At 41.8% G+C, this 26177-nt stretch carries 23 protein-coding genes; 4 read left to right on the top strand and 19 right to left on the bottom strand.

The features are described 5' to 3' along the window. Positions 1-7: 7 nt before the first annotated feature. The 5 genes from GC098_RS05900 to GC098_RS05920 form a co-directional block, all read right to left on the bottom strand. On the bottom strand, positions 8-1678 hold the full coding sequence (locus tag GC098_RS05900) for an extracellular solute-binding protein (RefSeq protein ID WP_171641864.1): 1671 nt from the start codon (positions 1676-1678) through the stop codon (positions 8-10). A gap of 114 nt (positions 1679-1792) precedes the next feature. Continuing rightward, complete coding sequence (locus GC098_RS05905; RefSeq protein ID WP_171641866.1) at positions 1793-2668, bottom strand: carbohydrate ABC transporter permease; 876 nt, start codon at positions 2666-2668, stop codon at positions 1793-1795. Between the two features lie 15 nt (positions 2669-2683). Further along, on the bottom strand, positions 2684-3574 hold the full coding sequence (locus tag GC098_RS05910; RefSeq protein WP_171641868.1) for an ABC transporter permease: 891 nt from the start codon (positions 3572-3574) through the stop codon (positions 2684-2686). 236 nt (positions 3575-3810) lie between these two features. Beyond that, a complete protein-coding gene (locus GC098_RS05915) occupies positions 3811-6063 on the bottom strand; it encodes an AraC family transcriptional regulator (RefSeq protein ID WP_171641870.1) in 2253 nt (750 codons plus the stop codon). A gap of 35 nt (positions 6064-6098) precedes the next feature. Then, a complete protein-coding gene (locus GC098_RS05920) occupies positions 6099-8282 on the bottom strand; it encodes a family 78 glycoside hydrolase catalytic domain (protein ID WP_171641872.1) in 2184 nt (727 codons plus the stop codon). Between the two features lie 437 nt (positions 8283-8719). Here GC098_RS05920 and GC098_RS05925 point away from each other — a divergent pair, with 437 nt between their 5' ends. Together GC098_RS05925 and GC098_RS05930 are read left to right on the top strand one after the other, a co-directional pair. Then, positions 8720-8875 carry an SH3 domain-containing protein gene (locus tag GC098_RS05925; RefSeq protein WP_171641874.1) on the top strand — a complete coding sequence of 52 codons (156 nt, stop codon included), beginning with the start codon at positions 8720-8722 and terminating at the stop codon, positions 8873-8875. A 112-nt stretch (positions 8876-8987) separates the two neighbouring features. Then, complete coding sequence (locus GC098_RS05930) at positions 8988-9392, top strand: CBS domain-containing protein (protein ID WP_171641875.1); 405 nt, start codon at positions 8988-8990, stop codon at positions 9390-9392. A gap of 164 nt (positions 9393-9556) precedes the next feature. Here the strand turns inward: GC098_RS05930 and GC098_RS05935 are convergent, their stop codons facing one another. Further along, on the bottom strand, positions 9557-10564 hold the full coding sequence (locus tag GC098_RS05935) for a DUF3231 family protein (protein ID WP_171641877.1): 1008 nt from the start codon (positions 10562-10564) through the stop codon (positions 9557-9559). A gap of 249 nt (positions 10565-10813) precedes the next feature. After that, a complete protein-coding gene (locus GC098_RS05940; RefSeq protein ID WP_171641879.1) occupies positions 10814-11539 on the bottom strand; it encodes an AAA family ATPase in 726 nt (241 codons plus the stop codon). Positions 11540-11665: 126 nt separating this feature from the next. Here GC098_RS05940 and GC098_RS05945 point away from each other — a divergent pair, with 126 nt between their 5' ends. Continuing rightward, a complete protein-coding gene (locus tag GC098_RS05945) occupies positions 11666-11914 on the top strand; it encodes a hypothetical protein (RefSeq protein WP_171641881.1) in 249 nt (82 codons plus the stop codon). Positions 11915-12025: 111 nt separating this feature from the next. On the opposite strand, the gene GC098_RS05950 is transcribed toward GC098_RS05945, so the two are convergent. Genes GC098_RS05950 through GC098_RS05960 form a run of 3 tightly spaced genes read right to left on the bottom strand, consistent with a single transcriptional unit; the run spans position 12026 to position 13988 of the window. Next, positions 12026-12562, bottom strand: a complete 537-nt coding sequence (locus GC098_RS05950) for a GNAT family N-acetyltransferase (RefSeq protein WP_171641883.1) — start codon at positions 12560-12562, stop codon at positions 12026-12028. Further along, a complete protein-coding gene (locus GC098_RS05955; protein WP_171641885.1) occupies positions 12559-13032 on the bottom strand; it encodes an NUDIX hydrolase in 474 nt (157 codons plus the stop codon). The genes GC098_RS05950 and GC098_RS05955 overlap by 4 nt, the downstream gene beginning before the upstream one ends. 2 nt (positions 13033-13034) lie before the next feature. Beyond that, positions 13035-13988, bottom strand: a complete 954-nt coding sequence (locus GC098_RS05960; protein ID WP_171641887.1) for a nucleoside hydrolase — start codon at positions 13986-13988, stop codon at positions 13035-13037. A 94-nt stretch (positions 13989-14082) separates the two neighbouring features. Between GC098_RS05960 and GC098_RS05965 the strand changes: the two genes are divergently transcribed. Further along, positions 14083-14721 carry a Crp/Fnr family transcriptional regulator gene (locus GC098_RS05965; RefSeq protein ID WP_171641889.1) on the top strand — a complete coding sequence of 213 codons (639 nt, stop codon included), beginning with the start codon at positions 14083-14085 and terminating at the stop codon, positions 14719-14721. Between the two features lie 280 nt (positions 14722-15001). Here the strand turns inward: GC098_RS05965 and GC098_RS05970 are convergent, their stop codons facing one another. The 9 genes from GC098_RS05970 to GC098_RS06010 form a co-directional block, all read right to left on the bottom strand. Then, complete coding sequence (locus GC098_RS05970; protein ID WP_171641892.1) at positions 15002-16333, bottom strand: alpha/beta hydrolase; 1332 nt, start codon at positions 16331-16333, stop codon at positions 15002-15004. After that, positions 16302-17681: an alpha/beta hydrolase gene (locus GC098_RS05975; protein ID WP_171641893.1), complete on the bottom strand. Its 1380-nt coding sequence runs from the start codon at positions 17679-17681 to the stop codon at positions 16302-16304. Before GC098_RS05975 ends, GC098_RS05970 begins: the two co-directional genes overlap by 32 nt. Before the next feature lie 24 nt (positions 17682-17705). Beyond that, positions 17706-18620 carry a LacI family DNA-binding transcriptional regulator gene (locus tag GC098_RS05980; protein ID WP_171641895.1) on the bottom strand — a complete coding sequence of 305 codons (915 nt, stop codon included), beginning with the start codon at positions 18618-18620 and terminating at the stop codon, positions 17706-17708. A 65-nt stretch (positions 18621-18685) separates the two neighbouring features. Next, positions 18686-20425 (bottom strand): glycoside hydrolase family 13 protein, encoded by a 1740-nt coding sequence (locus GC098_RS05985; RefSeq protein ID WP_171641897.1) that lies wholly within the window; start codon positions 20423-20425, stop codon positions 18686-18688. Between the two features lie 34 nt (positions 20426-20459). Next, complete coding sequence (locus GC098_RS05990) at positions 20460-21293, bottom strand: sugar ABC transporter permease (RefSeq protein ID WP_171641899.1); 834 nt, start codon at positions 21291-21293, stop codon at positions 20460-20462. 18 nt (positions 21294-21311) lie between these two features. Continuing rightward, positions 21312-22610 carry a sugar ABC transporter permease gene (locus tag GC098_RS05995; RefSeq protein ID WP_171641901.1) on the bottom strand — a complete coding sequence of 433 codons (1299 nt, stop codon included), beginning with the start codon at positions 22608-22610 and terminating at the stop codon, positions 21312-21314. A gap of 13 nt (positions 22611-22623) precedes the next feature. After that, positions 22624-23907 (bottom strand): sugar ABC transporter substrate-binding protein, encoded by a 1284-nt coding sequence (locus GC098_RS06000; RefSeq protein WP_171641903.1) that lies wholly within the window; start codon positions 23905-23907, stop codon positions 22624-22626. Between the two features lie 170 nt (positions 23908-24077). Further along, a complete protein-coding gene (locus GC098_RS06005) occupies positions 24078-25178 on the bottom strand; it encodes an ABC transporter permease (protein WP_171641905.1) in 1101 nt (366 codons plus the stop codon). Continuing rightward, the gene (locus tag GC098_RS06010) at positions 25175-26125 is read right to left on the bottom strand and encodes an ABC transporter ATP-binding protein (RefSeq protein ID WP_171641907.1); all 951 of its coding nucleotides are present in this window, start codon (positions 26123-26125) and stop codon (positions 25175-25177) included. Before GC098_RS06010 ends, GC098_RS06005 begins: the two co-directional genes overlap by 4 nt. Between the last annotated feature and the right edge of the window lie 52 nt (positions 26126-26177).

Below are 26177 nucleotides of genomic sequence, written 5' to 3' on the forward strand. Positions count from 1 at the left end.
GCGTTGCTTACTTCTTCATTTGTGCTTGTTTGGCAACGGTCTCCCATAAGTCTTTCATCATGAAACTGCTGTCCTTATTGGTTTTATACCACTCGATTATGAAGTCGTCCATTTGTTTGCCGCCCGCTTTATCCCATGAAGTCTGAACGTCCTTAAAGGCTTGATCAACAGAATATTTATCCCCGCTTAAGACTGCTTTCAACCATGTATCCGTAATTTGCTTTTTGACGGTGTTAAATGACGTTTGCATATCTTTGGGGAAAGACGGTATCAGCTCTTGCAAGGTGACGAAACGGTATTTTTTAGTCGAATCGAGATATAAGGACTCGGCTTTGTTGAACATATCCAGTCCTGCTTTTTGTTCTGGAATGTCAGGATTGAATTGATTTTGGAAGAACGAACACTTCCCTAGCAGCAAACGGGAATAGGATTGAGCGTAGTCGCCCGCCCAGCTAACTTCTGCTTTCGTTTTATTCGGATCGATGATTTGCGGACATCCGTTTGCATCCTTCTTATAATGCGTACCTTCCAATCCGAAAAGCAGGCTGGTACCCGTCGAGACACGATTCATAAAGTCGATGTATTTGATCGCTGCAACCGGGTCTTTAGTCTTTGCATTAATCGCAGTTGTCATTTGCACTGGACTTTGTACATCCGGAATAAATTCGCCTACTGGACTTTTTGGCAGTGCGATAGGGATCACATCGGCATCTGGAACAGCCTTTTTCAAGGTTTGTATATCGGTTACTGTCGAATCAAACCAACTTCCTACAAAAGTCGGGAAAATGCCCAGCTTGCCATTCAAAAAGTCTTGTTTGGCCTTTGCCCCATTTTTGTCATTCACGAAGTCTTTATCGATTATCCCCTCATCAAACAAGCGTTTTTTGAACTCCGTCGCCAATTTCGCATGTTCAAATGCTCGGCTCGGTTGATCATTTACAAGACCATACAGCTCAACAGGGTTCCCGAACATCATATCGATCGCAAACTCCGAACGAAAACTCAATGCCATTCCGTATGTGTCTTTCTTTCCGTTGCCGTCAGGGTCTTGCTCCGCAAATGCTTTTGCTACTTTATACAGATCCTCGGTCGTTTTAGGTACGTCCAGATTCAATTTTTTCAACCAATCTGCACGGACAAAGACCGCATAACTTGGAAATGATTCTAGCACCCGTCCAATTTTGTACATCTTCCCGTCGGGACTGGTTGCTACTTTCTTCAATGCGGGATAATCCTGAAGCACCTTCTTATATTCAACACTGTTCTTGTCGATCAGGTCGTTTAGCGGCATAAGCTGCTTCTGATCAATGAGCGGGTTTAATATATTCGGATCAAACTCGTTAATAATGTCAGGCGCCGATCCCGAAGCAAACAGTACATTGAATTTTTGTGCCGCATCGTTGCGCGGAATTGGCACATACTTGACATTCGCAGGGCCGTTTTCATTAACAAATTTTGTCCAACGATTATCTTCTAATGTTCCTTCTGCAGCAGGAATATTTCCACGGTCATAAACCGATACGGAGATATCCCCTTTCTTAGCTGGAGTTGTTGATGCTGTTGGGGTTGTTGAATTAGCAGAGGAACTCGGTTGTACGGTAGGTTTCGTACTGCATGCCGTTAGAACCATTGAAGTCGATAATGCCATCGTTAGTGATGTCGCAAACCATTTTTTCATGTTTGATAAACCCCTTTTGAATTCGTTATTTGTTTGCTTAAGCTTACCTCATCGAATCTTTGGGAACCATATTTCTCTTTGTAACACCACCTCCTTATCGCCCTCATGCTTCACTTAGCCTTTCACGGAACCAAGCATAACGCCTTTGACAAAGTATTTTTGCAAAAATGGATAAACGACCAACATCGGGGTAATCATGACGATCACGCCTGCAGCCTTAATTCCTTCTTCCACCACATGAACCTGATCGTCAGGCAGCACCATCATGGTTTGCTGCAGCACGCTCTGGCTTTGAATCATTTTCTGCACAAGCACGGTTAAGTTGTGCTTATCGGTATCGTTGATGTAAATCAGCATACTCATAAAAATATTCCAGTACGCAACACCATAAAAAAGCGTTAATGTTGCGAGAACAGGCAGAGAAATGGGCAATACAACTTGAAGTAGAAGACGTACTTCACTGCAGCCATCCATTCGCGCCGCATCGTCAATTTCAGGCGGGATGTTCTCGAAGTAACTGCGTAAAAGCAACATGTTATACGTACTTACTAAACCAGGCAACCAAAGAGCCCAATAGGAGTTAACCAGTCCCAAGCTTTGAATAACCAGGAAAGAAGGGATAATGCCTCCCGTAAAGATCATCGTAAAGATCATCGAAAGCGTAAAGAAACGTCGCGCATAAAAGTTGGGACGCGATAAAGGATATGCGGCCATAATGGTGGTGAGCATACATAACGCAACACCTACGAACGTGATCAAAGCACTGTTGCTGAACGATCGGACGACCGGTGTTCCCTTGATCAAAACATTAAACGTATCCAAGGTGAAGCCGATGGGCAATAGATTTACTTTCCCTGTTTCGATGGCGGACGAACTACTAATGGAAAGCGCAATCAAATGAAGAAGTGGAAACAAGCTTGAGCAGGCAATTAAGGCTAATACAATATAGTTCGTGATGTAGAAGATTTTATCTCCACTGGATGCACGCATCTCGATTCCTCCTTTCTAAAATAGACCCTTCTGAAAACGACGCGCAATCCAATTGACAGAGAGCAGTAGAATTAAAGCAACGACTGATTCAAACATGCCCATTGCTGTAGTTAAGCTAAATTGCGCGCCTTGCAGTCCAACGCGATAAATATACGTGCTGATGACATCGGAAACGTCGTTCACCGCAGCATTTTGTAAGACGTAAATGGGGTCGAATCCCACTTCCATCACGCGCCCCATAGAAAGAATAAAGAGTAAAATGATGGTCGGCGCAATTCCGGGAATCGTAATATGAATAATCTGTTTCCATTTATTGGCACCATCCATACTTGCTGATTCGTAAAGCGACGGGTCGATTGTCGTCATTGCCGCCATATAGATGATGGCATTAAAACCCATATCTTTCCATATTCCTGCACCGACAAAGATGGTGACCCATGATTTAATATTGTATAAGAACGGAAATGGTTCAAAGTTAAAAAGGGTCATCCAATGACTTAACCAGCTTCCTTCGATTCCAAAAATACTAAAGACGATCCCGCCGACAATAACCCATGAATAAAAATAAGGTAAATACACGAGCGTTTGAACGATCTTCTTGAACCACATTTTTCTCACTTCGTTCAAAAGAATAGCTAATAGAATCGGAAACGGAAACCCCACGAATATATTTAGACTGCTAAGTAGAAGCGTGTTTCGGATAATTTTTAACGAATTTTCGTTATTGAACAGCTTTTGAAAATTTTCAAATCCAACCCAAGGACTGTGAAATACCCCATCAAAAAAGTTGTAATCTTTAAAAGCAATGATCAGTCCGGCCATTGGCGCGTATTTGAAGATTAAGTAAAATAAAATAACGGGTATGAACATCAGGAGCAGTGGAATATTCTCCCTTAATCTCTTCATGTCGATTCCCCTTCGGTCTATAGCTTTCATATAGCTCCCTCTTTCGTTGTTGTATCCTGCGATCCAACTGTACAACTGAAAGGTGAGGTAGAACAATCGTTCATTTTCCCTTGATCAACAATATTCTCAAATAAAAAAAGAACCGTCATCCCTGGCTTTTTCTCCAGTGAATCCGATTCTATGGCTATCCAAATCCTATGAATCAACAAAAAAACAGCAATCAACAAAGTTCATCTTTATGGCTTCATATGAGCGGTCTTACGAAAGTCTCCTGGTGTCTGACCAACTAGCTTTTTGAATGATCGAATGAACGTGTTCGGATGCAGATATCCGATTCTGACCGTAATCTCTTGTATGGAATGTTCGGTTTGAACCAAAAGCTCTTTCGCGTGTTCCGTACGAATTCGCGTCAAATAATCAATAAAATTCTCACCAATTTCTTCCTTAAACGTACGGCTAATGCTTTTCATATGCACATGGAACACATCACTTAAATGAAGCAATGATAGATCCGGATTCTGGTAATGTTCCTCCATATACAATTTAATTTTGCGGATAAGCATATGATTGCTGCTCATTTCACGCAACGTCGCCATGGCTTCTGTTGTTTCCTTAAGAACACTTCTCAACATTTGCTGTAGTTCGTCCACGGTGTCCCAGTCGTCTACCGCTTTTTGCAGTTTATCCTGCACGCCGTTTGCCCATATTTTTTGCACATCCGCTGGTAGGTCCGTAAACTCCTTATCAAGAAAAAATATCATGTAGCTCATTAAGTTGTCCAATTCCTTACGCGCATACAGACCGGCTCGAATGCCATCGAAAAGTTGTGCGAAGCTGCCCTGCCAATCGCCTTCCCCCGTTCGTAATGAAAAGGCAATCTCACGGATATATTCGAGCAGATCGAGCGACTGCTGCCTGCCCTCGGGCTTAATCTGCCAATAACAGATCACACTATCCTCACCTAGTGAAGGTTTGTATTGAAGTGCTTCCAAGGCTTCGACGTATGCGTAATGTACAAGCTCTATGCGATCGACTCCTGAACCTATGCCCATCGTAATATTGAAATCAAGGTTGGTCTTCACCCATTGCATCATGTCATTCGCTATATCACTCGCGATCTGCTCGGGCTTACTATCGGGCGATACGTTCTGGACCAAGTGCAGCAAAGTCAATTGATCCTTGGACGTCCACTCGGTCCATACGGTTACATTTCGGCCAATTGCGATTTCCTTTACTACGCTACACAAAACGAATTTAAGTAAATTTTGATCATGATCGGAATATAGACTGGCGAATTTACTGTATTTATTAATTTCGAGCACACTAACACATAGCGAGTCAAAATCGCAAGCCATTCCGAGGCTCTCCATCTCCTGCTGCCACTCTTCATACTTCAAGGGACGATTCCCTTCAATCCATTCGAAAAAGAAATGCTTTCGCTTAAACATCAAATCTTCCTCGTGCTGCTTCTGATAGGCATTTGACTGCTCCATCAAATTCACCAAGGCGGTATCGATGAACTTAAATTCATCTTGATTGCCTTTACGGAACAGTTCGGCGCTTTTTTGCTGAGAGAATAATTGGATACGCTGTATGATCGTTTCTACAGGCTTATAGTTCCGTCGGGTAACCACAACAATCCATAAAACACCAATACTAAAGAAAATAGCACAAACGAATATCCAATATTTGGATATGGCAGAGACAAGACGAAACAAATTACCATTCGCCACACTGCTGGAAATAGCCCATTCGGAATAATCGGAGTGCATCTCCGTCATTAGGGAATCGTCTCCATGAATATCACCATAAATAGACGTACCCTCGCGGTCATAAAGACTGAGATGATTGGAATTTTCCGGCGTCAGTGTTTGAACAAAATGGGCAATCGCTTGAAGCTGCACATTGACAACGATTAGACCGTCATTACCGGAATTCAATGGGACATATCGCACTAACGATACGAATTCGGAAGGTTCGCCTTGCTCCGTGTAACCTTTCCGCACATTTGTCCATTGATGATTTAGCCCGGATTGCTTCAATGCTTCCACAATCAATTGTTTATCGTTAAATGCAGCTAGCTTGGAAACGGAGTATGGCGTCTGCACCGTATCGTCCGATAGCCTGTATAAATAGATTGAATCGATGAGAGGCATCGTTGCCATTAGACTTTTCACTTTTACAGACGACAAATAGCCCGAATAATATCGATCGTTCTGCAAGGCAGGATTAAAAAAACCCAATAGCGTATCATCGCTGGCGATTTCATTCGTGATCGTGTTATCGATCAACTTCATTTGATTGTCTACGGATTGGAGCACTTGCTTGGTGAAAATTTTATTCGATTCGATTGCGGTTTTTCGCGACAATTCACTGAATGCCATCAACAGGATAAACATGAGGAGAGGCACGATAAAAAGGAAAATCGTTACATAGGAAAAAAGGAGACGACGAAACCATGTCTTGTTCAGCGAGATATTCTTTATCATCGTTTACTCTCCTTTTTCACAAATATTTTTTATGGTCAGTGTCGGATCACCTGTACATGTTGCGGAAAATCGTGGGCCCACTGTCCATGGTTGTATGCAAGGCGAATCATTCCAGAAGGGACGCGGACTTCCAGCGTAAAATGCTCCCATTGTGCCGGAATTTTTGGTGAAAATGAAATTTCCTCCCACCCCGGTTTGGAAGGTTTCAGTCCGATGATTTCCTCGATCAGCAAGGGTACCGGAGCACTTGCCCAAGGGTGACAAAGACTGGTATTCCATTTCTGTTCTTTCCCCCAGGCCTCAAAACAAGTCGTAGCGCCTTCTTTCAGCATATTTCCCCATGAATGTTCTTCTTCTGAGCTCATAAGCTCATATATCAACGAATGTTCTCCAACCCTCGCCAAAGCTTTTAAGACAAAATAGGAAAAGTACACGCCGCACGAAAATCTTTTCTCGCGAATTTGATCTACGATAGATGGAATGGATTCCTCCGGAGCCAGATTAAAAAGCAATGGCAGCACATTGGCATGCAGTGCATGATGACTGCTTCCCTCTGCATCTGTAAATAAACGGTAGGTCGGATCATAAAAAACTTCGATGAAGCGTTTTTTTAGCCGTGAAAGATCATCCTCGTAAGAAATCCCAAGCAAATCACGTATCTCATTCACTGCTTGGGTGCAGCCAAGATAAAACGCATTAACCACGTTATGGCAACCGGGACCTATCGGCTTCGTTAGCTCAAAATCGTATTCATCGCGCAGTTCCTTCGGCCAATCAACCAAATTCCATTTGTCGGTGATTTCGTGTAACAAACCGTCTCCTCGATCGTAGGCTTGAAAATGACGGAGCAGTTCCTCCGCATAAGGATACATGTCCCGCAAAAAGGTGAGATCCCCGCTGTATCGATAATATTCCAGCAGCTGCAGCGGCCACTGAAGTGAAAAGTCAGCAATCTCCTGCATAAAGTTCCCTGGAACGACTGACATGAGACCCGGGCACGTAGAGGAACTAAGAGCAAATTGCTCAATTGCCTTCTTATACAATCGTAAATCGCCGCTGAGGAGCATGTGAGCATGCCCGATCACCGTATTATCGCCCAAATATTGTCCTTTCTCCCGGGTCGGACAGTCTACAAAGTTTTCTTGGGAACCATATTTGACGCCATTTTTACATATTTGAAAAATTCGGTTCATCAAGTCATCCGAGCTTTGAAAACGGCAGCTTTCTTCATCCAAAGGATAGTGTCTGACGATCGCTTGGAACGAATCCGGACGAATCGCTTGTTCAGGGCCGAACACTTCCACGTATCGAAAGCCTTTGTAATCGTAAAGGTCCAATTTATCTTTATCCCCGGATAGCGTCCAGCGATCTTGATAAGTACAGTTGCAGCGCATGTTAAATCTGACCGCTTGTCCATCTTCTTCCAGTTCTTCGCCGCAGCGGATTTCGATTTCTGCGCCTGCTTCCCCTTCTGCATCCATTGTAAACTGGCCAGTGATTTCCTCTCCAAAATCAATCAAGTAATGACCGGGAGCCTTTCTTTCTACGCTATGCGGTTTCTTCTCATAAACCGATAATACCGGTGTCGGCTGCTCTACAAGCGTATAGTCCGCTTGATCGTTCGTCTGGACGGGAAGCCAAGCGGAGTCATCAAAGGAAAGATCCTTCCAGCCTTTTTCCGACTTTCTGGCATCGATATGCTCGGCAAATTGTGTCAAATAGCCAAAAGTCTCCCCTTTCAGGAAATCTTCTGCCCGTTTAGCTCGCCAAGTCTCATCGGTTTTTACGAAAACACGGTCGCCCGACGTCAGCTCTGCGATAAGCCCCTGCCTGTAATCGCCGCTGTTATATGCCCGATTAACTAGTCCTTGGTAATATACATGGACAGCGATGACATTGTTCCCCGCTTGGAGAAAGGAACCAACCTCGATCCGATTATAATAGTAGTGGCCGGCATCGTTTTGAGCCGGCCCCTGAGCAACAAACCGGCCGTTTAGGTACAGCTTGTAGTAATCGTCCGCTGTGATGTCCATATATAAGGAAACAGGATCAGTAGACTCCAGATTAAATGTGGTCCTCACAAGCCAATGATGATGCTGCAAATCCTCGCTATGCGTCTCTGATTCAGCTGCATCCATTTCTTTATGAAATAGATTCAATGGTTCCATCGATCTAAACGGGGTATCCGTTATCCAACGTGCTTGCCAATGTTTAGACAATCTTATCTCTCCCCTAAAATTGAATTCGAATATTTGTAGTTGAACAGAAGAACTAAAATTCTCCTGCGATACAACTGTACAACTGAAAAGTGAGGTAGAACAATCGTTCATTTTCCCTCGATCAACAATATTCTCAAATAAAACAAAACCGTCATGATGCTGCAAATCCTCGTGATGCGTCTCTGATTCAGCTACATCCATCTCTTTATGCTTCCGATTCCACAATATGGGTTTCAGAAGCCAAAGTCAAACACTTTAGGAGCTCGATGGTACGCCGGCATGAACTCCAATATTTCTTGACATGCAATCACAATTTGTCCGTTTAGCTGCCGTTCATAATTCGACTATCTTCTACACCCTCATTCGTGAACAACATAACGAAACTTATAATATTGAAACAATTATCATGATTAAAGGAGCATCGAATGCTGACCAATATGGACGAAAGAAAGATCACTATTGGAGATATTGACTTGATGATTGCCGAGATAGAGGAAGGCTGGAGAGAGTTGAGTATGATCAGTAGGTCTTGCCGGGATATTAGGGAGGATCTGGTTAGGCTAACGCAAGTTTTGGATGAAATCATTTATTAAGAAACTGGTGTCTCCTGATTAAATGGAAACATCTTTCAATGCCTTTTTAAGACATTTATGTTTTAATTAACATATAATTAATTGAAATTTCAGAGAAAAGGAGTTTATAACCATGAAAATAGCCTCTTTTCTATTACCCAAAGACAAGGTCGCCTTTATCAAATCATCAGCTTCCATGCAGGAAGCGTTAGAACAATTAGAAAATCACTATTACACAGCACTTCCCCTTGTTGATAGTGACGGGAAATATGCAGGTACATTGTCGGAAGGTGACCTGTTATGGACGTTAAAGAATACACCTGGGATTCATTTTGATAATATCCATCAAGTGCCAGTGAGCGAAATCGAGAAGCATATTCACAATGAGTCCGTTTCAATTAATGCATACATGGAAGATATGCTGGCGCTAGCAGCCGATCAAAATTTTGTTCCAGTTGTAGATGACGAAAATATTTTCATAGGAATTATTCGCCGGAAAGATATTATTGAATATTATATGAGAAACATAACCGATTGATAAACCCCTGCCACTACATCTACATCTCTAATCAGGACATTATGCCTCCTCAAATTGCTGAATTAACAATCAATCCCAAATAGAATGTTTATAGTGCTTAAATTGTCCGTTAGCAAAAATAAGCTGCCCAATAAATTGCGGCAGCTTACATATGTTCGTTAGCATCATGTTTTAGTTAGTTGTTTTCTGTCTTCTACTTGTGGTGGTTCCTCCATCCAACCGTGTTTGATCATTAATTCTCCACCGTCTTTGACAAAGGGTAAAATTTTCTGAGTAAGTCGAGCCATCGTCACCAGCAAATCACTTCGCAAACTAAAAGCTCCACCAAGTGCATTGCTCCCAATACTAAATGATCCTAACAAGTTAGTGATATACATCATTAACTTATCCGAAAATGGAGCAACCGTAGAATTCGTCGCTTTCCCTGCATGAGTAGCAGGCGGCTCTATATAATCCTGACGTAAATATTCACCTAGTGTTGTTTCAACTTCCTTTGACAATTTCATACCTTCAACAAAATATTCTTTTACTTTCGTATCATTAGCTACTTGGGCGAAACCAATCATTAATTGCATGCCTGTAAGGTTGGCCTCAATGGCATGATGGATAAGAGAAATTTCAATGGCATTTAATGATCTTTTTTCCCTAAGCAAATTAAACCCTGATAAATAATTTTTATCCTTAATAAAGAAAATTTCTTTGGGCATTGTCATAAAAGGCGGGCGGACAAGTACTCCTTTATCTAAAAGAAATTGTGCACATTGGTCATACATTTCTTGTGCGTTTGCTGTTAATTGCTTAAATAGTTGTCTTATATCTTTACGGTAGGACATTGTTGAGTACAATGCAAAAAGACTAGCTTCAATCTTGCTTATCATATGTAAAAACATGGGTTCATACAGATAATCAAATAACTTAGGAACTCCTTTATTAACGTCGTTCACTGTAAAGCCAAGTGGAATAACTGCTCCTTCTTGTTGGAAAATATTTTTAATGGATTCTACAATTTGTTCCGATAAATCGTAAGTTGACTTTAAGATTTGTTGAACTTCTTCATTTTCTACATGCTCAAGGAAATACTCTAAAAACCTCAATAACATTGTTTTTTCTTGATAAGCCATCCACAAGTTTCCTATTTCCGATGACGTCAATGGTACATGGTTTGAATTCATAGTTATACTCCCTTGTTTTATTGATTATTTTTATCCATTAACTCCAATTAAATTCCCTAATATTTAATATGCCCGTTATTGGAGTGAAGGTACGCGCAAGCCACAATCATTTGCTTCACTTTGTCCCTCCACAATTTGTTATGGTTATTATTCCTTCCCACTTCGTTTTTTAGTATTAAAATGCCCGTACTTAAACGAGAAATAAAAAAGAAGCCGCTTCATAGCAGCTCCTGTTAATTAATTTTTCCGTTAATTGTTATCATCGGAATCGGAAAATAGCTCCTGCAAGACCATCTTTCTGTTTTCAAGAAACCGTCTTGTGATAATGTAATGCAGCGTGTCCTCATATCTAATTTCCTCTATGGGATGAACATCAAAGTTAATAATCTGTGCATCTGGAAATCCGAGAAGTATCGGAGAATGCGTTGCAATGATGAACTGAGCTTCTTTCTCTAAATCCTTGATAACCCGCATTAATGCCAATTGCCTTGCAGGGGATAAAGCCGCCTCAGGTTCATCGAGAAGGTAAATCGCCTTTTTTCCAAAACGATGTTTAAAAAGAGAAAGAAACGCTTCACCATGCGATTGCTCATGTAAAGAACGACCACCGTAATACTGCAGGCTTTCGGGCAAAGTATCCAAATGGGAGGCAAAGTGATAAAAAGTCTCTGCTCTCAGGAAAAAGCCATTCGTGATTTTTGGCATCCATGAAAGACGAATATGATCCCCCAGAATGGAATGTGAAGCCTCCACATCATAATAGTTGTTCTTCCCTCCGCCAGCTGTATTAAACCCGCTTTGATAAGCAATTGCTTCAAGGAGCGTTGATTTACCCGAACCATTCTCCCCAACAAGAAAGGTGACATTCGTTCGAAAAGATAGTGACTTTAAAGATTTCACAGCAGGTATAGAAAATGGATAAGTTTTCGGATCCGTATGATCATTCCTCAGAATCTCAAGGCTTCTCAAGTACATTAATTTTCAACTCCAAACAAAACTTTCATGAGAATAGTCTATGTTGTTATTTTAACATAACCGCCGTTATTACATGATAAGCTATTACATATACGCAAGTATTATTTTGTATAAAGCTGGTCGCAATTGACCTATCCGAAGGTGAGGTCGACGCTAGTGCCTAAGATGCTGGAATCCGATGCAGATCTATTTACCGCAGCATTATCACAAACTCCGGTTTCTGTGTGGCAGACGGATGCCGACGGTGTTTACCGCGAAGTAGATCGCGGAATCATCGAAAAGTTTACGAATAAATCCGTAAGATTGAGCACAAGAACAGATGAAATCGCATATTACTTCCGTGATGATGGGACCAAATTTCGTGCTGAAACGTAAAAAAGAAAAGAACGGGATAAACAAGCCAAAGATCTTTCACGCAAGCTCCCAATACTTGAATGAACAAAAAGAGGAGCCGCCAAGGCAGCTTCTCTTCCGCTATTTATCTGCTTATTCGAAGAATACGCTCGGATATTCAACAACTCCTGAAACATTATCGAGCGTACTTTCACGTAACTCTAATGCCATAAATGCTTCTTCTGAACCTTCAAAAGGTGCTTTTATTCCCCATAAAGATGCCTTTTTGAAACCAAACCTCGGATAATATTCTGGATGCCCCATCACAACAACAGAACTGTATCCAAGTTCTTTTGCTTTTTGTAATGCTTCGAGAATTAACAGCTTTCCTATGCCTTTATTTTGATTATCTGGTAGGACAGAAACAGGTGCAAGAGCAAGTGATTCTGCCGATTCATTATCATCGATAATTTTTATTTTAGATAAAAGAACATGTCCAATGATTTCGTCATTATCTTTATTAATGGCTACTAATGATAATTCGGGGATGAATACATCGGATTTCCTGATTCGAGACACCAATTCATGTTCTTTCTTATCACTGAATGCCATATTAGCAAATGCACTCATTACTACTTTTTCAGTACTTTTATAATCCTCGGGTAATTCTTTTCTAATAGTTATATTCATATATTATCTCCTAATTCAGCTTTCAAAATCACATATTCCCATATATCTCCTTCATACTCCACTCCCGTGTAAAAAAGAGCAAATTCTACAGGTACATCCATCGTAAGCACATCTTCCAAGATTGTCGGTATGCTACTAACCACATCTGGCGACTGCATGATCCACTCCTTGCTTTTCCAATCGAGTGTTCCTTCATTGCATTCAATTAAATCCCCAATAAATTGCTCAGCGAGAAAAATGTACATGCCACCAGCTTGATTCCAAGTGGCAATCCCTTTGAAATGAACAGATTGAAGGGTCAGTCCAGTTTCCTCTTTGACTTCACGAATGACCGCATCTCGAGGAGTTTCATCAAGCATAATCTTGCCTCCCACGCAATTCCACATATTTTTAAAGGGAGGGTTGTTCCTTCTCAGCATCAAAAATTGATTATCTTTATAAATAAAACAATGTACATATTTGATAGACATGACTATTGCACAAGTAATCTAATTAATTTGTCTTTAAATAATGGATTATTAATCGTTTTGCAAACTTTAGCATTAGGGGCATGACCTGCAAAGCCATCTGATATGGCAAGTTTACTACCGTCATTTACAATCACTTGACCATAGGCAGCCTCTTCTGTTGTGCATACATAGCAGTAACACAATTTTTCTTCAACTACAATTTCTTTCCAGAGTACAACCCCCATTGCCACAGCATCAGGTAAGTCAACAATATGTTCATTGCTTCTTTGTAAATTATATTCAAGCAAGGTACGGTTACATTTTACGGAGAACTCAGCTTCTTTCTTACCACTTAAGAGTAATACATCCATATCGTCCTTATTCAAAGCAGCTTCTCCTAGACATACATCAAATCCGATGATGGTAATTGGTATTCCTGAGTTTAGCATAATTCGATAAGCCTCTGCATCTACATACACATTAAATTCAGCAACAGGTGTAGTGTTTCCAGGGCCAAAGCCAGAAGTACCCATGGTGTAAATATGTTTTACCTTTTTCATAGTTTCAGGTGCTTTTAAAATAGCAAGTGCAATATTAGTAACAGGACCGATGGTTACAATTTCGATTTCTCCAGGGTTATTTTCAATAATATCAAGGATAGCATCTACTGCGTGCTTGGTTTCTGGCAAAATAGTAGGATGAATTAAATCACAATCTCCCATACCATCCTCACCATGAACATTGACAGCAGTAACTAAATCACGCATAAGCGGTTTGGCTGCTCCAACATAAAGAGGTGGTTTTTGAGCATTAGCAACTTCGATTGTCATAAGTGCATTTTTCGTTGCCAATTCAAGCGGGACATTGCCACAAATGGTTGTTATCGCCTCTACTTTCACATCCGTTGATTTTAATGCCATAATTAACGCAACAGCATCATCACTTCCAGTGTCTGTGTCAATAATTAATTTTCTCATATAAAAGACCTCCATTTCGTATTTGATCTCATTATATAAATCCAATTACAATGAAAATAGGTCAAATGACCAAAAGGAAAAAGAAGGTGAGAAGATGGATTTTAAAGAGATTGTAAATGAAGTACCCACGCATATTAAGAAAGAATTTATTTATAAAAAGCATAAGAAAGGCAGCCTTATCCTTCATCCACATGAACAAAATAATTATCTGTATATCCTAACTACAGGTTTAGCTGAAGTGTATAGGCAAAGTTATGTGGGAACGATGCTTTCCTTGTATATTTACAAATCATATAGTTGTTTTGGGGAGATAGAAATTTTTAATGATAACATTAAGACACTCGGTGTAATTGCCAAAGAAGACTGTGAAACGATTACTATCCATAAAACAAAGGTTTATGAATGGATGAAACTCGATTTTAATTTTAATTTCTACTTAATTAAACAACTTGCCTCAAAATTAGTTTTAAGCTCAGATACCGCGGCGCAGTTATCACTACTTCCAGCTAAAGATCGTATTTTATTAAGTCTACATAATCATTATAAAATTGGTGATTTAGATCACCTTACAAAGCAAATTTTATCAAGTGAGGTCTGCGCACCAATTAGAAGTTTAAATCGTTCAATAGCTGAGTGCATAAATGAGGGTTTTATAAACTATAAAGGTAAAAAATTCTCTATAAATTCAATTGAAGAAATAGAAAAATATCTTGAAAATTTTTTGCTAAGTTAAAATTGTTGGTTCAGAAGCTAATGACTTTATTTTCACCAAAAAAATAAAAAAGAAGCTGGATCAATGATCTCAGCTTCTTCTTTCTTGCGTCTTATCTGAAAAGAGAAATTACCATATTGCAGGCAATACTTCATTCAATTTTAATTCCAATATGGATACATTTTATAATTCGAACATTATCCGGTAAACAGGTTTTCTTTCTTTTCCGTTTTTAACGCAATAAACAATATTATTGCCAAATAAAAAGTAAAGTATACATGGATAAGATTATTTCACTATACTAAGACCAATGTTCGACTTTAATTTCAATTTTCGAATCCGAGAAGGCTTTATATATGCGCTGCACATGTTTCCCTGTATGATCAACTTCGACGGATCCATCTTCCCTGCTGATTTGATAGACAAATTCTGCATGAAGAGGTACTTGAAGTTGATTGGAATAGGTGCCATTTTCCCGATTATTCATTAACGGAAACCATGCATAGATCTTTATATCTTCAGGCGTATTCGCCGGGACATGAACGACCATTTCCAAGGTCACGCGTTCTTTTTGAGCATTGACCACACGAATTGATTTTGTAGCTTCCAAGTCCTGATATTTGATCGTTACCGATGTTTCCCCTTCTTTTATCGGAATCATGGTTCCATCATTCAGAACACCCAGTATGCGATGATCTTTTACTTCATAAGTTGTCCTTAGCAGGGACATCTGAAAGCCGGTTTCAAAGGCAAGAATCGGATTTAGCCTGCTTTGAGGGCCAGTAAGACCAACCTCTTCGCTGCCGCGTAAAGACAGAGAACATTCCTTACCCTTTTTCCCAAAAAAGTGAATGAGAGGAGAAGATAGTCTGAGTGCCCAGTCTTTCTCCGTATGCTCCGCTCCTGGATCATTGAAATAGATGAGTTCGTTATCTGCCTCATACCCCAAATCCAAGAGTTTCTCAGCAACTTCACGGACATGCTTTTCCATCACCAAGGTGCCTTCACAGCCTCCCAAATCGATCCAGATTTTGGAGATCGACTGCTTCTTACTGAAAGCATGATAAACTGGCGTTTCTTCTAAGGTCAGTGGGTCCACACAGTAAAAATAAGGTGAAATGATGGCGAGCTTCCCAAAAATATCCGGTCGGCGAAATCCGATATGATAAGTGACTTGCCCCCCTCTGGATGATCCCATTAAAGCCGTATGATCAGGATCCGTTAGGGTTCGAAACACAGAATCCACGTATGGTTTTAACTCTTCAATAATAAACGCTTCATATAAATGGCCTTTGGGCTTGATTAGAACTTTATCGGATTGATGGAGGATCCCCTCCATCTCATGGGTAAATTCATCGGCTCTCTCTGCTCCCATGTTTGGAATGCCCACAACAATGATCTCTTCCATCGTATGGTTATGAATCAATCTATCCACGGTTTCGTTTACATGCCATGAGTAGCCGTTAAATGCAGGATGGAAAATATTTTGCCCATCATGCATATACAATACTGGATAATGCTTATCCTTTTCGTATCGATAACTGGGGGGAAGATACACAAAGATATCTCTTTTGTTGTCCAAACGTGTGGAGTAAAAATTTTCAATCCGTAATATACTTGATTTGCTGTCCATCCTGCTCACCTCTATTAGCCACAGCTGCAATGTCTATCCAATTCTCCACTTCGTAATTCAGAACTAATCCATCATCCGTTGTAAATAGGCGATAAGGAAGCTCTCGACCTTGTCGATCTACTTCATGCTGACCTAGGCCGCGAGAAATACGAAATTCAAAGGACATGTCCCTAGGCACTTCAAAGGTTCCGCCATACAGTCCTTCGCGAATCATCGGCAGTTCTAAGCCTGCATATAGCTTATCTGTTTTTGGCGTGAATTCCGGCACTTTAACGAAGACTTTAACCGTAGCCGTTTCGGAAATATAGGGAACAACGGTAACATCCAACGCGGCTGTTACGTTGCCATTCAAATATTGGACCGTCGTTTTCCCTTCTTTTTTAGGGACTAGTTTACCGTCCGTTGTAACCTCCAATAAATCGGGATCAACTACTTCATATTGAGCGTTTAAATCCGTCATCAAAAAACCGCTATCGAAGTGTACCACCGGATTCAATGTTACCTTAGGCCTATTCAGGCCAACAACCCCAGGGCCATGTAGATCAACCCGAACAGGCTGCCCTATTTCCCCAAAAAAATAAATGAGCGGCGCGTGAACCCTTGCAGCCCAATCCTTTTGAGAGTGACCAGAATTGACGGCAAGGTAGTACATAAGATCGTCTCCGAGTACATATCCAGCTCTTACAAGAATATCTGTGACATACCGTACATGCTTTTCCATGACTGTAAAGCCTTCAGAATCTCCTACGTCCATCCAAATCTTCAGGTTCTTCTTTTCTGTGTAGACGTTACTTAACCATTTTTCTTCCATCGTGCCTGGGTCTGTGCTGACAAAGAAAGGACAAAGGGCTCCGATCATTCCAAATGTGTCCGATTGACGGAATCCCATATTATAAGACACAAGCCCACCGGCAGACGACCCCATGAGAGCCGTATGTTCTTTTCCTGTTAAAGTTCGGAGTGCCCGATCGATAAAAGGTTTAACTTCCCGAACGAGAAAGGTCTCGTAAAGTTCGCCTTGATTGATTACATCAAAAACATTGTATCCGTCAGGAGACGCGTGCATATACTCCGCAATCCTGGCGTCTTCAACATGGGAAATCGCGACAACAATGATTTCTCGCATCTTTCCTTGCGAAACCAGGTTGTCTACCGTAGTATGAACCTCCCACGATTCACCCTTTTGATCCTCAAAAAATACATGTTGTCCATCATGCATGTATAGGACGGGATATCGCTTCTGTAGATCTGTATCGTAACTAAGAGGCAAATAAACAAATATATTTCTGTAATTATTAAGGGTCTTGGAATAAAAATCTTTGAGCTCGATGAGCCTTGATGAATTCACAAAGCATTTCTCCTTGTAAAAAAGTCACAATTTGGTTGTCAATAAGAAAAACTTATTAGGGTTTACGTAATCCTGCTCATTCATGTAACGATCCAAACTGTGCAAGATTTCTTCATAATCATTTAATTCAAACTGGATTTTCATCATTTCTTCAGGGAGAATTTCCGAGTAATGGCACGTACATATAGCAACTGTTTTCTTATGGGTCTTGTATACTTCATTAGCCAAAAACTCGTTGATGACAACCCCAGGACGATCGGTAAATTTGGATAAGAAAGTGTTCAAACTCTCTCTGTTCTCGTAAATATATATCCGATCTTCATCCATGTTGGATTTTTCTTTAATGTGCTCCACCAGTTCTTCATTGTTGTAAGCATCCATAATGAGAAATTGCGGGGATTCCGCGAACAATTCATTCAATACGCGAAAGCTTTGCTCAAAGTTCGGCATGATTTTGTGAAATAAATTGTCTTCAATATGACTGTCGATGACGAATATCGGGATACCAAAACCGAAATAATTGGATATCGTCGAAAACTTTTCTTTATCAACATTGATGATGAATACGCCGTCCAAATTTCTTTCCATGATGATCTTGGAGGAAGGTGCCGTACTGTCGATTTGCATAAAAAGAACATGGTAGCCCAACTTGCTGCATAATTGCTCAATCTTGTATATGGTTCTAACATATTTCAAATCAGACCATGCGTTCTGATCTTTGTCTTTAAACAGTAGGATGCCAATCAGTCCTGTTTTCTTAATTTTTAACGACTGAGCCGTCCGGTTTGTCACATATTTCAGCTGTTGTGCGATTTTCAGCACTTTCACGCGCGTTTCATCGGAAATGGACTGCGTTTTGACATCATTTAAAATGTAAGACACTGTGGCAATGGATACGCCAGCCGCTCCAGCTATATCTTTTATTGTTGCTTTTTTCATGAGAAACCCACCCTACTTAAACGTTTAGGTTGATTTAAACACATCGCTTTTGCTTTGTCAATTACTTACAGCGATGCAGCTGCAACGAGCCAGCCGAATGGAGGTAAGCTTACCGAAATCTGATGTTCAGCCATTTTGTATGTCCCGTTACCCATGAGAATGTTAGGCGATGATTCCGTTTGAAATCCGAAGTCCAACGTGGCCGACTTTTCGCTATGATTAAAGCAAATGGTGAGTTGTTCGCTGGCATTCTGCCTTTGTACGACAAGTTGACGATTTTGTGCATAAACAATTCGAAATGAGCCATCTTGCAGGGCTAGATGATTTTTTCTGAAGGCAATTAAATTCTGATAAAAATCAAGCAGTTCGTGGTTCTGTTCTTCCACGTCCCAAATCATCGGTCTCCTGCAATCGGGGTCTTGGCCTCCCCTCATCCCCACTTCGTCTCCATAATAAATACATGGCGCTCCGAGGAAAATAAACTGAAACAGAGCAGCGAGCATGAGCCTTTTTTCGTCACGTGCAACAGTAAGCAATCTAGGCGTATCGTGACTTCCCAGAATGTTAAAGGCTGCTTCGTTTACCTGCTGTGGATATTGGGGTAACAGTCGATTGATCTGATAGGCGAACTGCTGCGCATCGATAGTTTCTTTTGCGAAGAAGTCAATAATGGCTTCCGTAGCCGGATAGTTCATAACCGCATCGAACTGGTCTCCTTGAAGCCATGGCATGGCATCGTGCCAAATCTCACCCAAAATATAGAAATCAGGCTTGATCGCTTTTAACTCCTTGCGGAATTCCCGCCAAAATGCATGGTCGACTTCATTAGCAACATCCAATCTCCACCCATCAATGTCACACTCTTTTACCCAATATTGCGCAACACCCAGCAAGTATTTCCGGACTTCAGGATTCGAAGTGTTTAACTTCGGCATATGGGACTCGAAAGCAAAACAATGATAGGAAGGCTTTGGTTCATATTTAAGCGGATATTCTTTGATGTGGAACCAATCCCAATAAGCCGAGTCAGGACCTTTTGCTATAACATCCTGAAAAGGTGCAAACCAAAAACCGCTATGATTAAATACTGCATCAAGAATTACGCGGATGCCGCGGTCATGAAAAGCATTTACCAATTTCTTCAATAATTCGATGTCACCGAAATGCGGGTCCACTTTTAAATAATCCGTCGTATCGTATTTATGATTGGTCTTCGCTTCAAAGATAGGCGTAAAATAAATGGCATTAACGCCAAGGGAGCTAATGTAGTCGATGCGGTCTAATACGCCTTGTAAATCTCCCCCATAGAAGTCATGTGGGCCCGGATTGGAATCCTCCCAAGGACGAACATTTGCCGGATCATTGCTCGGATCACCGTTGGCAAATCGTTCAGGGAAAATCTGATAAAAGATGGCCTTCTTTACCCAGCCCGGCGGCTTTAAAACCTCACTCGACCAAAGAAACGGATAATCGAAAAATTTCAGCGGGTCCTTCGGTTTCTCCTTGCAAAAGCCGCTTTCCGAATACCAATATGTTTGCTCGCCCGAAACCAATTCAAATGCGTATCTTAACCTAAAATGCTCAGGGGAGATTTCCGCTTGCCAATAATCGAAAAGCTCATCGCTGGCCATTTTATATAGAGCCTTTTCACGAACCGTTTGTTCCCAATCATACTTATCTCCGTGGATGGCTTTCACCAACTGAAGATCGTCTTTCTTTGTCCGCAACCTGATATGGATCAAGTTGTCATCATAGGCGTAGCAATAAGAATCAGCAGCTCTATGGTAAATGGCTTCAAATATCATGGCAGACTCCTTAACTATGATCTACGTTCCTCCATCAACCTTTATCTGCACCTGTCGTAATTCCGTTAATTAAATATTTTTGGAAATACATGTACAGAACAGTGATTGGCAATGCCACAAGCACAGCGCCTGCCGCAAATAGCGTAAAGCTGGAATTCGTTTCGTTGGCCACCATATTATATAATCCTTGCGCTAAAGTCATTTTTGCCGATGATCTCAAAACGATTTGCGGCAAGATAAAATCCATGAACGGCGTTATAAAACTGTTTAGCGCAACAAAGGTAATCGCCGGCAGCGATAAAGGAAAAATAATCTTAAAAAACACATCCGTATTGCTTGCTCCATCGATAAAAGCGGCTTCTTCCAAACTTTTAGGTATGGTATCGAAATGCCCCTTCATCACCCATGTCCCCATCGAAATGGACCCTCCGGCATAAATGAGGATTAAACCCAGATGGGTATCCAACAATTTCGTCTGTAATAACAAAACAAAAATCGCCATGACGGATAAGAAGCCAGGAAACATTTGAAGAACCAACAATGTCATTAATCCTTGTTTTCTGCCCTTGAAACGAAATCTCGAGAATGCATAAGCCGTCGCCGCAACAAGAGTTGTCGACACTACAGCATTCGAAATGGCGATCTTTATTGTATTTTTATACCACAGCACAAAATCAGTGTTCCTTATAAGATCAAGGTAGTGTGCAATCGTTGGCTCATCAGGAATCATCTTACTTACCAGTAGGGCATCACCCGGATTAAGCGACGTCCCGATAACCCAAATGATTGGATAGATCACCGCAATAAGCAAAACGGCAAAAACCATGTAAATCCCGGTTACAATCAAGTTGGATTTTAATTTAGACATTTAGACCAGATCCTCTTCCTAGACTGACTTCATCCGCTTGTAATTCCATAAGGAGAACATCGCAATAAAGATAAACATAATGATAGACACTGCGGAAGCCATATTAAATTGACTTTGATTAAGCGTCATCTTAAAGATCCATGAAATGAGAATATCCGTGCTTCCCGCGTAATAATAGTTAGGACTATCTGGTTTGCCATCCGTAAGCAGATAAATCAAATTGAAGTTATTGAAATTAAAGGCAAATTGCATAATTAATATGGGTGCGGTAGCCAGTAATACAAGCGGAAGAGTGATCTTGACAAACTTTTGCTTTCCTGAGGCGCCATCAACTTCGGCTGCTTCGTAAAGGTCGCGCGGCATTGTCGTTAAAACCCCCGACATCAGCGCCATAAGGAACGGCGTCGAAAACCATAAATTAACAAGAATAATCGTAACTTTCGCCATCGTCGGATCGGACAGCCAAGGTACCGGAGAAAATCCAAGTTTACCGATTACATCATTAATGGGACCAAACGAACCATTCAATAAAACCCTGAAAACCAATATAGAGATGAATTGCGGGACTGCCCAAGGCAAGATAAAGACGGTTCTCCAAAATCTTTTGAATTTAATCTTAGGATGGTTCAGCATCAACGCCAGTATTAACCCGCTCAAAAAAACAGATGAGGTAGAGGCTACAGCCCATACGATATTCCAAACGGATATGCCAAAGAACGTGAATCTCCATGCTTTTTGTGCAAATAAATCATAAAAAGTTCTAACACCTACCCAATCCACTAAGGATCGATCAGGAATATGGGCGGGAGCCGAATAGTTCGTAAAAGCAATCAAAACATTAAAAACGAGCGGTATAATCGTAACAAAGAGTACAAAAAATGCAGCTGGTATTAATAATAAATAAGGGAAATTTCTAAACTTCGCTTTTCTAACGGAATCCATGAATCCAGGGACACTGTCTCCTTCATCCCTCAGTCCCCCGTTTTTCTTGGCGTCATAAATGTTAGTTATATAGAAGCCTAAGAACAAAAGGATAACCACTAGTGTAATGAGACCGTTTATTAACATAAAAATGGAGTGATCGCCATGAACCACTTTCCCATTGATGATTTGGGTAGGCACATCACCTAACGTGATTAAGCTTATAATCCCTTTATAAGCAATGGGGTAGTAGTTCCAGAAAAACAATTGAGCCAAGATTATGAATACGAAGCCTTTTAGATATTGTTTGTTATAAAGTTGACCTAGACCAATAAAAATTGTGGAGCAAATAGCGGCTATCGTTCGATGTCGAAGAGCGCCTTGTTTCAAATCCATACGTAAGACCGCCTTATTTCTTAGTCTTCATTGCTGTCTTGATTTGTTCTACCGCGTTATTCAGGACTGTGGCCGGATCCCCATTGTCGTTCCAAATGGAAGCAAGTGCAGCGCCTGCAGGCACCCAAACATTCCCCATCTCCGGTATGGACGGCATTGGCGTCGAATATTTCGCTTGTTCAAGGAAAGCCGATGCATTAGCGTCATTCATAATAATCGGATCATTCATAAGATCTTTTCTTGGAGGCAGTTGGGTCGTCATTTTAAACCGATTAATTAAATTCTCTTTACTTGTTGCATAACTAGCAAACATTTTCGCGGCAACCGGGTACTTGGTATACGAATTTACATACAGCCCTCTAATGCCTGAAAAGCTTTGCGGATGTTCGCCATTAGGCAAAAGAGGCAGCGGAGCAACGCCATACTCGAAGTTCACTTTGGACAAACCTGCCATTAACCAGGGTCCGTTGATGACAGCGGCTGTTTTCCCTTCTTGGAATAAGCCAGTAATGATATTATCGTTAATGTCATTAACGTTTAACGGAAGTATTTTCTTTAAGGATTGAAAGAACTTCGCCCCTTCGATCGCTTTGGTACTATTCAGACCAATATCAGTTGCATCCGTACCATTCTTGCCAAATACATAGCCGCCGTAACCCGCAAGGAACGAATAGGATTGGTACAACTGGCGTACATCCCACATAAAGGCGTACTTTTTGTTTTTCGGATCATTATAGGTTTCTGCAAACTTCATGATTTCTTCGTAAGTTTTCGGAGCTTTTTCCAACAATTTTTTATTGTAAAAAAGAGCATAAGTGTCAATGGCCGTCGGGAACCCGTATAACACTCCCTTGTAGCTAACCCCGTCAATGGCCGAAGACATAAATTCATTTCGCATGCTTTCGTTAAACATATCATTCTGTAAAACAAGTCCTGCCGTAACGGCGTTACCTAATTGATCGTGAGGTGCAGAGAACACATCAGCCCCAATTCCAGCAGGACCATCTGTCGTAAGTTTCTTCACAGAGTCAATCGCAGGAACGACTTCCACCTTCACTTTAACACCATATTCTTTTTCAAAACTTGCTGAGATCGCTTTCAAATAATCCAACTCAGGACCTTTTGACTCCCAGACGAGCAGCTCAGCTCCATCCTCTGGTTTCGCTCCTCCTTGCTTATTGCTGCCTTGTTCTACATGACCTTGCTCTGGCTGGGTCGATTTTTTCGTACATCCAACGAGAAATGAAAAGCTGAAAAGAACAACAATAACTGAGGTAATCAACAAACGTTTGGACATTCATATTCCCCCTATAATTTTACTGAATCGTTTAAGTACCTAAACGTTTAAGTAACAACACAATTATAATAACTTTTAACCCATATTGAAGTCAATGAAAAATTTACGGACTAGACGATACGCAGAAAAAGGCAGCCGATCCAATCTGGCCGGCTGCCTATTATTTTCCGTTACTCCCACTTAAATGTTAGGCTGGCGATAATGAAGGCTACAAGCATCCAGCCGCCAAGCAGTGCGGCTTCAGGCCACATGTCGGTAAGTGAGGCTCCGACATTCATGATTTGGCGCAGTGCTGTGGACAGATGCGCGATCGGCAGCAACTTGACTACGGGCTGCAGCCAGTCAGGCATATTCTTGATCGGAAAGAAGACGCCACCTAGAAATAGAAGTGGGAAGGAGACGAAGCCGGCAATTGGGCCAGCGCTTTCCGGCGTTTTGGCGAGCGCGGCGATGATAAAGCCGATCGACATGAACGTCAGTGTCCCGAGTACCACGAACATGAGCAGAAGTATCCACGAACCGTTCACCTGCGTTCCGAAAATCAGGCTCCCGATTAGCAGCACGATGATCGCCTGTGCGCCGTTCAACACCAGTCGGGCCGTGATTTGTGCGGCAATGAAGCTCCGAGGTTGGAGCGGCGTACTCTGAAGACGCCGAAGGATACCCCGCTCGCGCCAAGATGCGATTTGGCCGGCGACGCCGTTCAGATTGTTACTCATAATCATCATAGCAACGATGCCTGGGACGAGGAAGTCGATATACTTCAGGTTAAGAGATTGGACCGCCTCTGATTGAATCGTGATGACAGGGGTGTAACCCACGATCTGCTTGCTAATCCCATCGGCAATCTGAGACATAATGGGGAGCCCGATCTGATTGGTTGTTTGGCTCGTCTCGTCGTAGTAGACGGTGAGTTTGGAACCTTCCATAGAGGCATTTTTAGCGCTCACAGCAGCTTCATACCCTTTTGGAACAGCAACGACAAGCTGCCGATCGCCATGCTTAAGATCTTTCATTGCCGTGTCAAGATCTGTGCTTTCCGTTAATTTTAATATGGATAGCTGCTTCATAGAGGATAGAAGCGCCTTCGACGCAGTCGTCTGGTCTTGGTCGATAACGGTGACGGAGAGCGATGTGCTGTCCCCTTTTCCTAAGAATGAACCCAGCATCACCATGAAAAAGATTGGAAAAACGAGCGTCCAAAATAATACTTGCCGATTTCGCCCAAATAGTCGTAGCTGGGCTAAGGTCAATTGACGATACGCTTTCATTCTTCCCTCAGGCTCCTTCCCGTCATGTGGATGAACACGTCCTCGAGCGTTGCCGTGCGCGTTTGCAGATCAGAAACCTTGATGTTCTGCTCAGCAGTTTGTTGTACAAATGCAGTCAGCGTATTTTGTAAATGATCCGTGTACAGCACAAACGTGTCTTTACGCTGGTCAACTTGCTTTACATCAGGCAATGATTGGATTAGCGTCAGCACTTCCTGCTTTCGCGCCTCATCTTCTCGAATCTGCTCCGGCAAGCGAAACTCGATAGCGCTGTCTGACTGCAGGCTGCGGACGAGCTGCTCTGGCGTGTCCAGTGCAACGATTTGTCCCTTATCCATGAGGCAGATGCGGTCACAAAGCACATGAGCCTCTTCCATGTAGTGCGTTGAGATCACCACAGTCTTACCGCGCTCTTTCAGGCGGAGGACGATATCCCACAACGTACGCCGGGCTTGAGGATCGAGTCCGGTTGTCGGCTCGTCCAGAAAGACCACCTTTGGATCATTCACGAGTGCTAACGCAATGGCGAGGCGCTGCTTCTGACCGCCGGATAAGTTTTTGACGCGGTCATTCTTTTTTTCGCGCAATAACATATCGTCGAGCAGCGGCTCAATCGGAACTGAGCTTGGATAAAAACTTGCGTACATACGGATAATCTCGTGAACGTGGAGCAGGTCGAACAGTGACGTCGATTGGAGCTGGACGCCAATGATTTCCTTGACCTTTTTCAAATCTTTTTTCGTATCGAAGCCTGCGACAAGTGCTCTCCCTTCATCCGGTCGCCGCAGACCTTCGATCATTTCCATCGTTGTCGTTTTGCCCGCCCCATTTGGCCCGAGCAGTCCGAACACTTCCCCTTCACTCACTTTGAAATGTATGCCATTCACCGCGGTGAATTTCCCATACCGTTTGACGAGTCCGTCCACTTCTATGATGGCGTTGACCAAGGTTGGTTCCTCCCTTTCGATATTCCTGCAAGTATTTTCTGTGCTTCAGCTC

It is taken from the genome of Paenibacillus phytorum, assembly GCF_013141715.1.
Taxonomy (GTDB): Bacteria; Bacillota; Bacilli; order Paenibacillales; family NBRC-103111; genus Paenibacillus_E; species Paenibacillus_E phytorum.

What these genes read in the sequence shown, in the direction of transcription:
- GC098_RS05985 (WP_171641897.1), bottom strand. Translation starts at nt 20,425, where the DNA reads ATGATATTTGAAGCCATTTACCATAGAGCTGCTGATTCTTATTGCTAC.
- GC098_RS05925 (WP_171641874.1), top strand. Translation starts at nt 8,720, where the DNA reads ATGGACGAAAGAAAGATCACTATTGGAGATATTGACTTGATGATTGCC.
- GC098_RS05935 (WP_171641877.1), bottom strand. Translation starts at nt 10,564, where the DNA reads ATGAATTCAAACCATGTACCATTGACGTCATCGGAAATAGGAAACTTG.
- GC098_RS05980 (WP_171641895.1), bottom strand. Translation starts at nt 18,620, where the DNA reads ATGAAAAAAGCAACAATAAAAGATATAGCTGGAGCGGCTGGCGTATCC.
- GC098_RS05960 (WP_171641887.1), bottom strand. Translation starts at nt 13,988, where the DNA reads ATGAGAAAATTAATTATTGACACAGACACTGGAAGTGATGATGCTGTT.
- GC098_RS05950 (WP_171641883.1), bottom strand. Translation starts at nt 12,562, where the DNA reads ATGAATATAACTATTAGAAAAGAATTACCCGAGGATTATAAAAGTACT.
- GC098_RS05900 (WP_171641864.1), bottom strand. Translation starts at nt 1,678, where the DNA reads ATGAAAAAATGGTTTGCGACATCACTAACGATGGCATTATCGACTTCA.
- GC098_RS05990 (WP_171641899.1), bottom strand. Translation starts at nt 21,293, where the DNA reads ATGTCTAAATTAAAATCCAACTTGATTGTAACCGGGATTTACATGGTT.
- GC098_RS05970 (WP_171641892.1), bottom strand. Translation starts at nt 16,333, where the DNA reads ATGGACAGCAAATCAAGTATATTACGGATTGAAAATTTTTACTCCACA.
- GC098_RS05995 (WP_171641901.1), bottom strand. Translation starts at nt 22,610, where the DNA reads ATGGATTTGAAACAAGGCGCTCTTCGACATCGAACGATAGCCGCTATT.
- GC098_RS05940 (WP_171641879.1), bottom strand. Translation starts at nt 11,539, where the DNA reads ATGTACTTGAGAAGCCTTGAGATTCTGAGGAATGATCATACGGATCCG.
- GC098_RS05910 (WP_171641868.1), bottom strand. Translation starts at nt 3,574, where the DNA reads ATGAAGAGATTAAGGGAGAATATTCCACTGCTCCTGATGTTCATACCC.
- GC098_RS05955 (WP_171641885.1), bottom strand. Translation starts at nt 13,032, where the DNA reads ATGTCTATCAAATATGTACATTGTTTTATTTATAAAGATAATCAATTT.
- GC098_RS06005 (WP_171641905.1), bottom strand. Translation starts at nt 25,178, where the DNA reads ATGAAAGCGTATCGTCAATTGACCTTAGCCCAGCTACGACTATTTGGG.
- GC098_RS05930 (WP_171641875.1), top strand. Translation starts at nt 8,988, where the DNA reads ATGAAAATAGCCTCTTTTCTATTACCCAAAGACAAGGTCGCCTTTATC.
- GC098_RS05905 (WP_171641866.1), bottom strand. Translation starts at nt 2,668, where the DNA reads ATGCGTGCATCCAGTGGAGATAAAATCTTCTACATCACGAACTATATT.
- GC098_RS05965 (WP_171641889.1), top strand. Translation starts at nt 14,083, where the DNA reads ATGGATTTTAAAGAGATTGTAAATGAAGTACCCACGCATATTAAGAAA.
- GC098_RS06000 (WP_171641903.1), bottom strand. Translation starts at nt 23,907, where the DNA reads ATGTCCAAACGTTTGTTGATTACCTCAGTTATTGTTGTTCTTTTCAGC.
- GC098_RS05915 (WP_171641870.1), bottom strand. Translation starts at nt 6,063, where the DNA reads ATGATAAAGAATATCTCGCTGAACAAGACATGGTTTCGTCGTCTCCTT.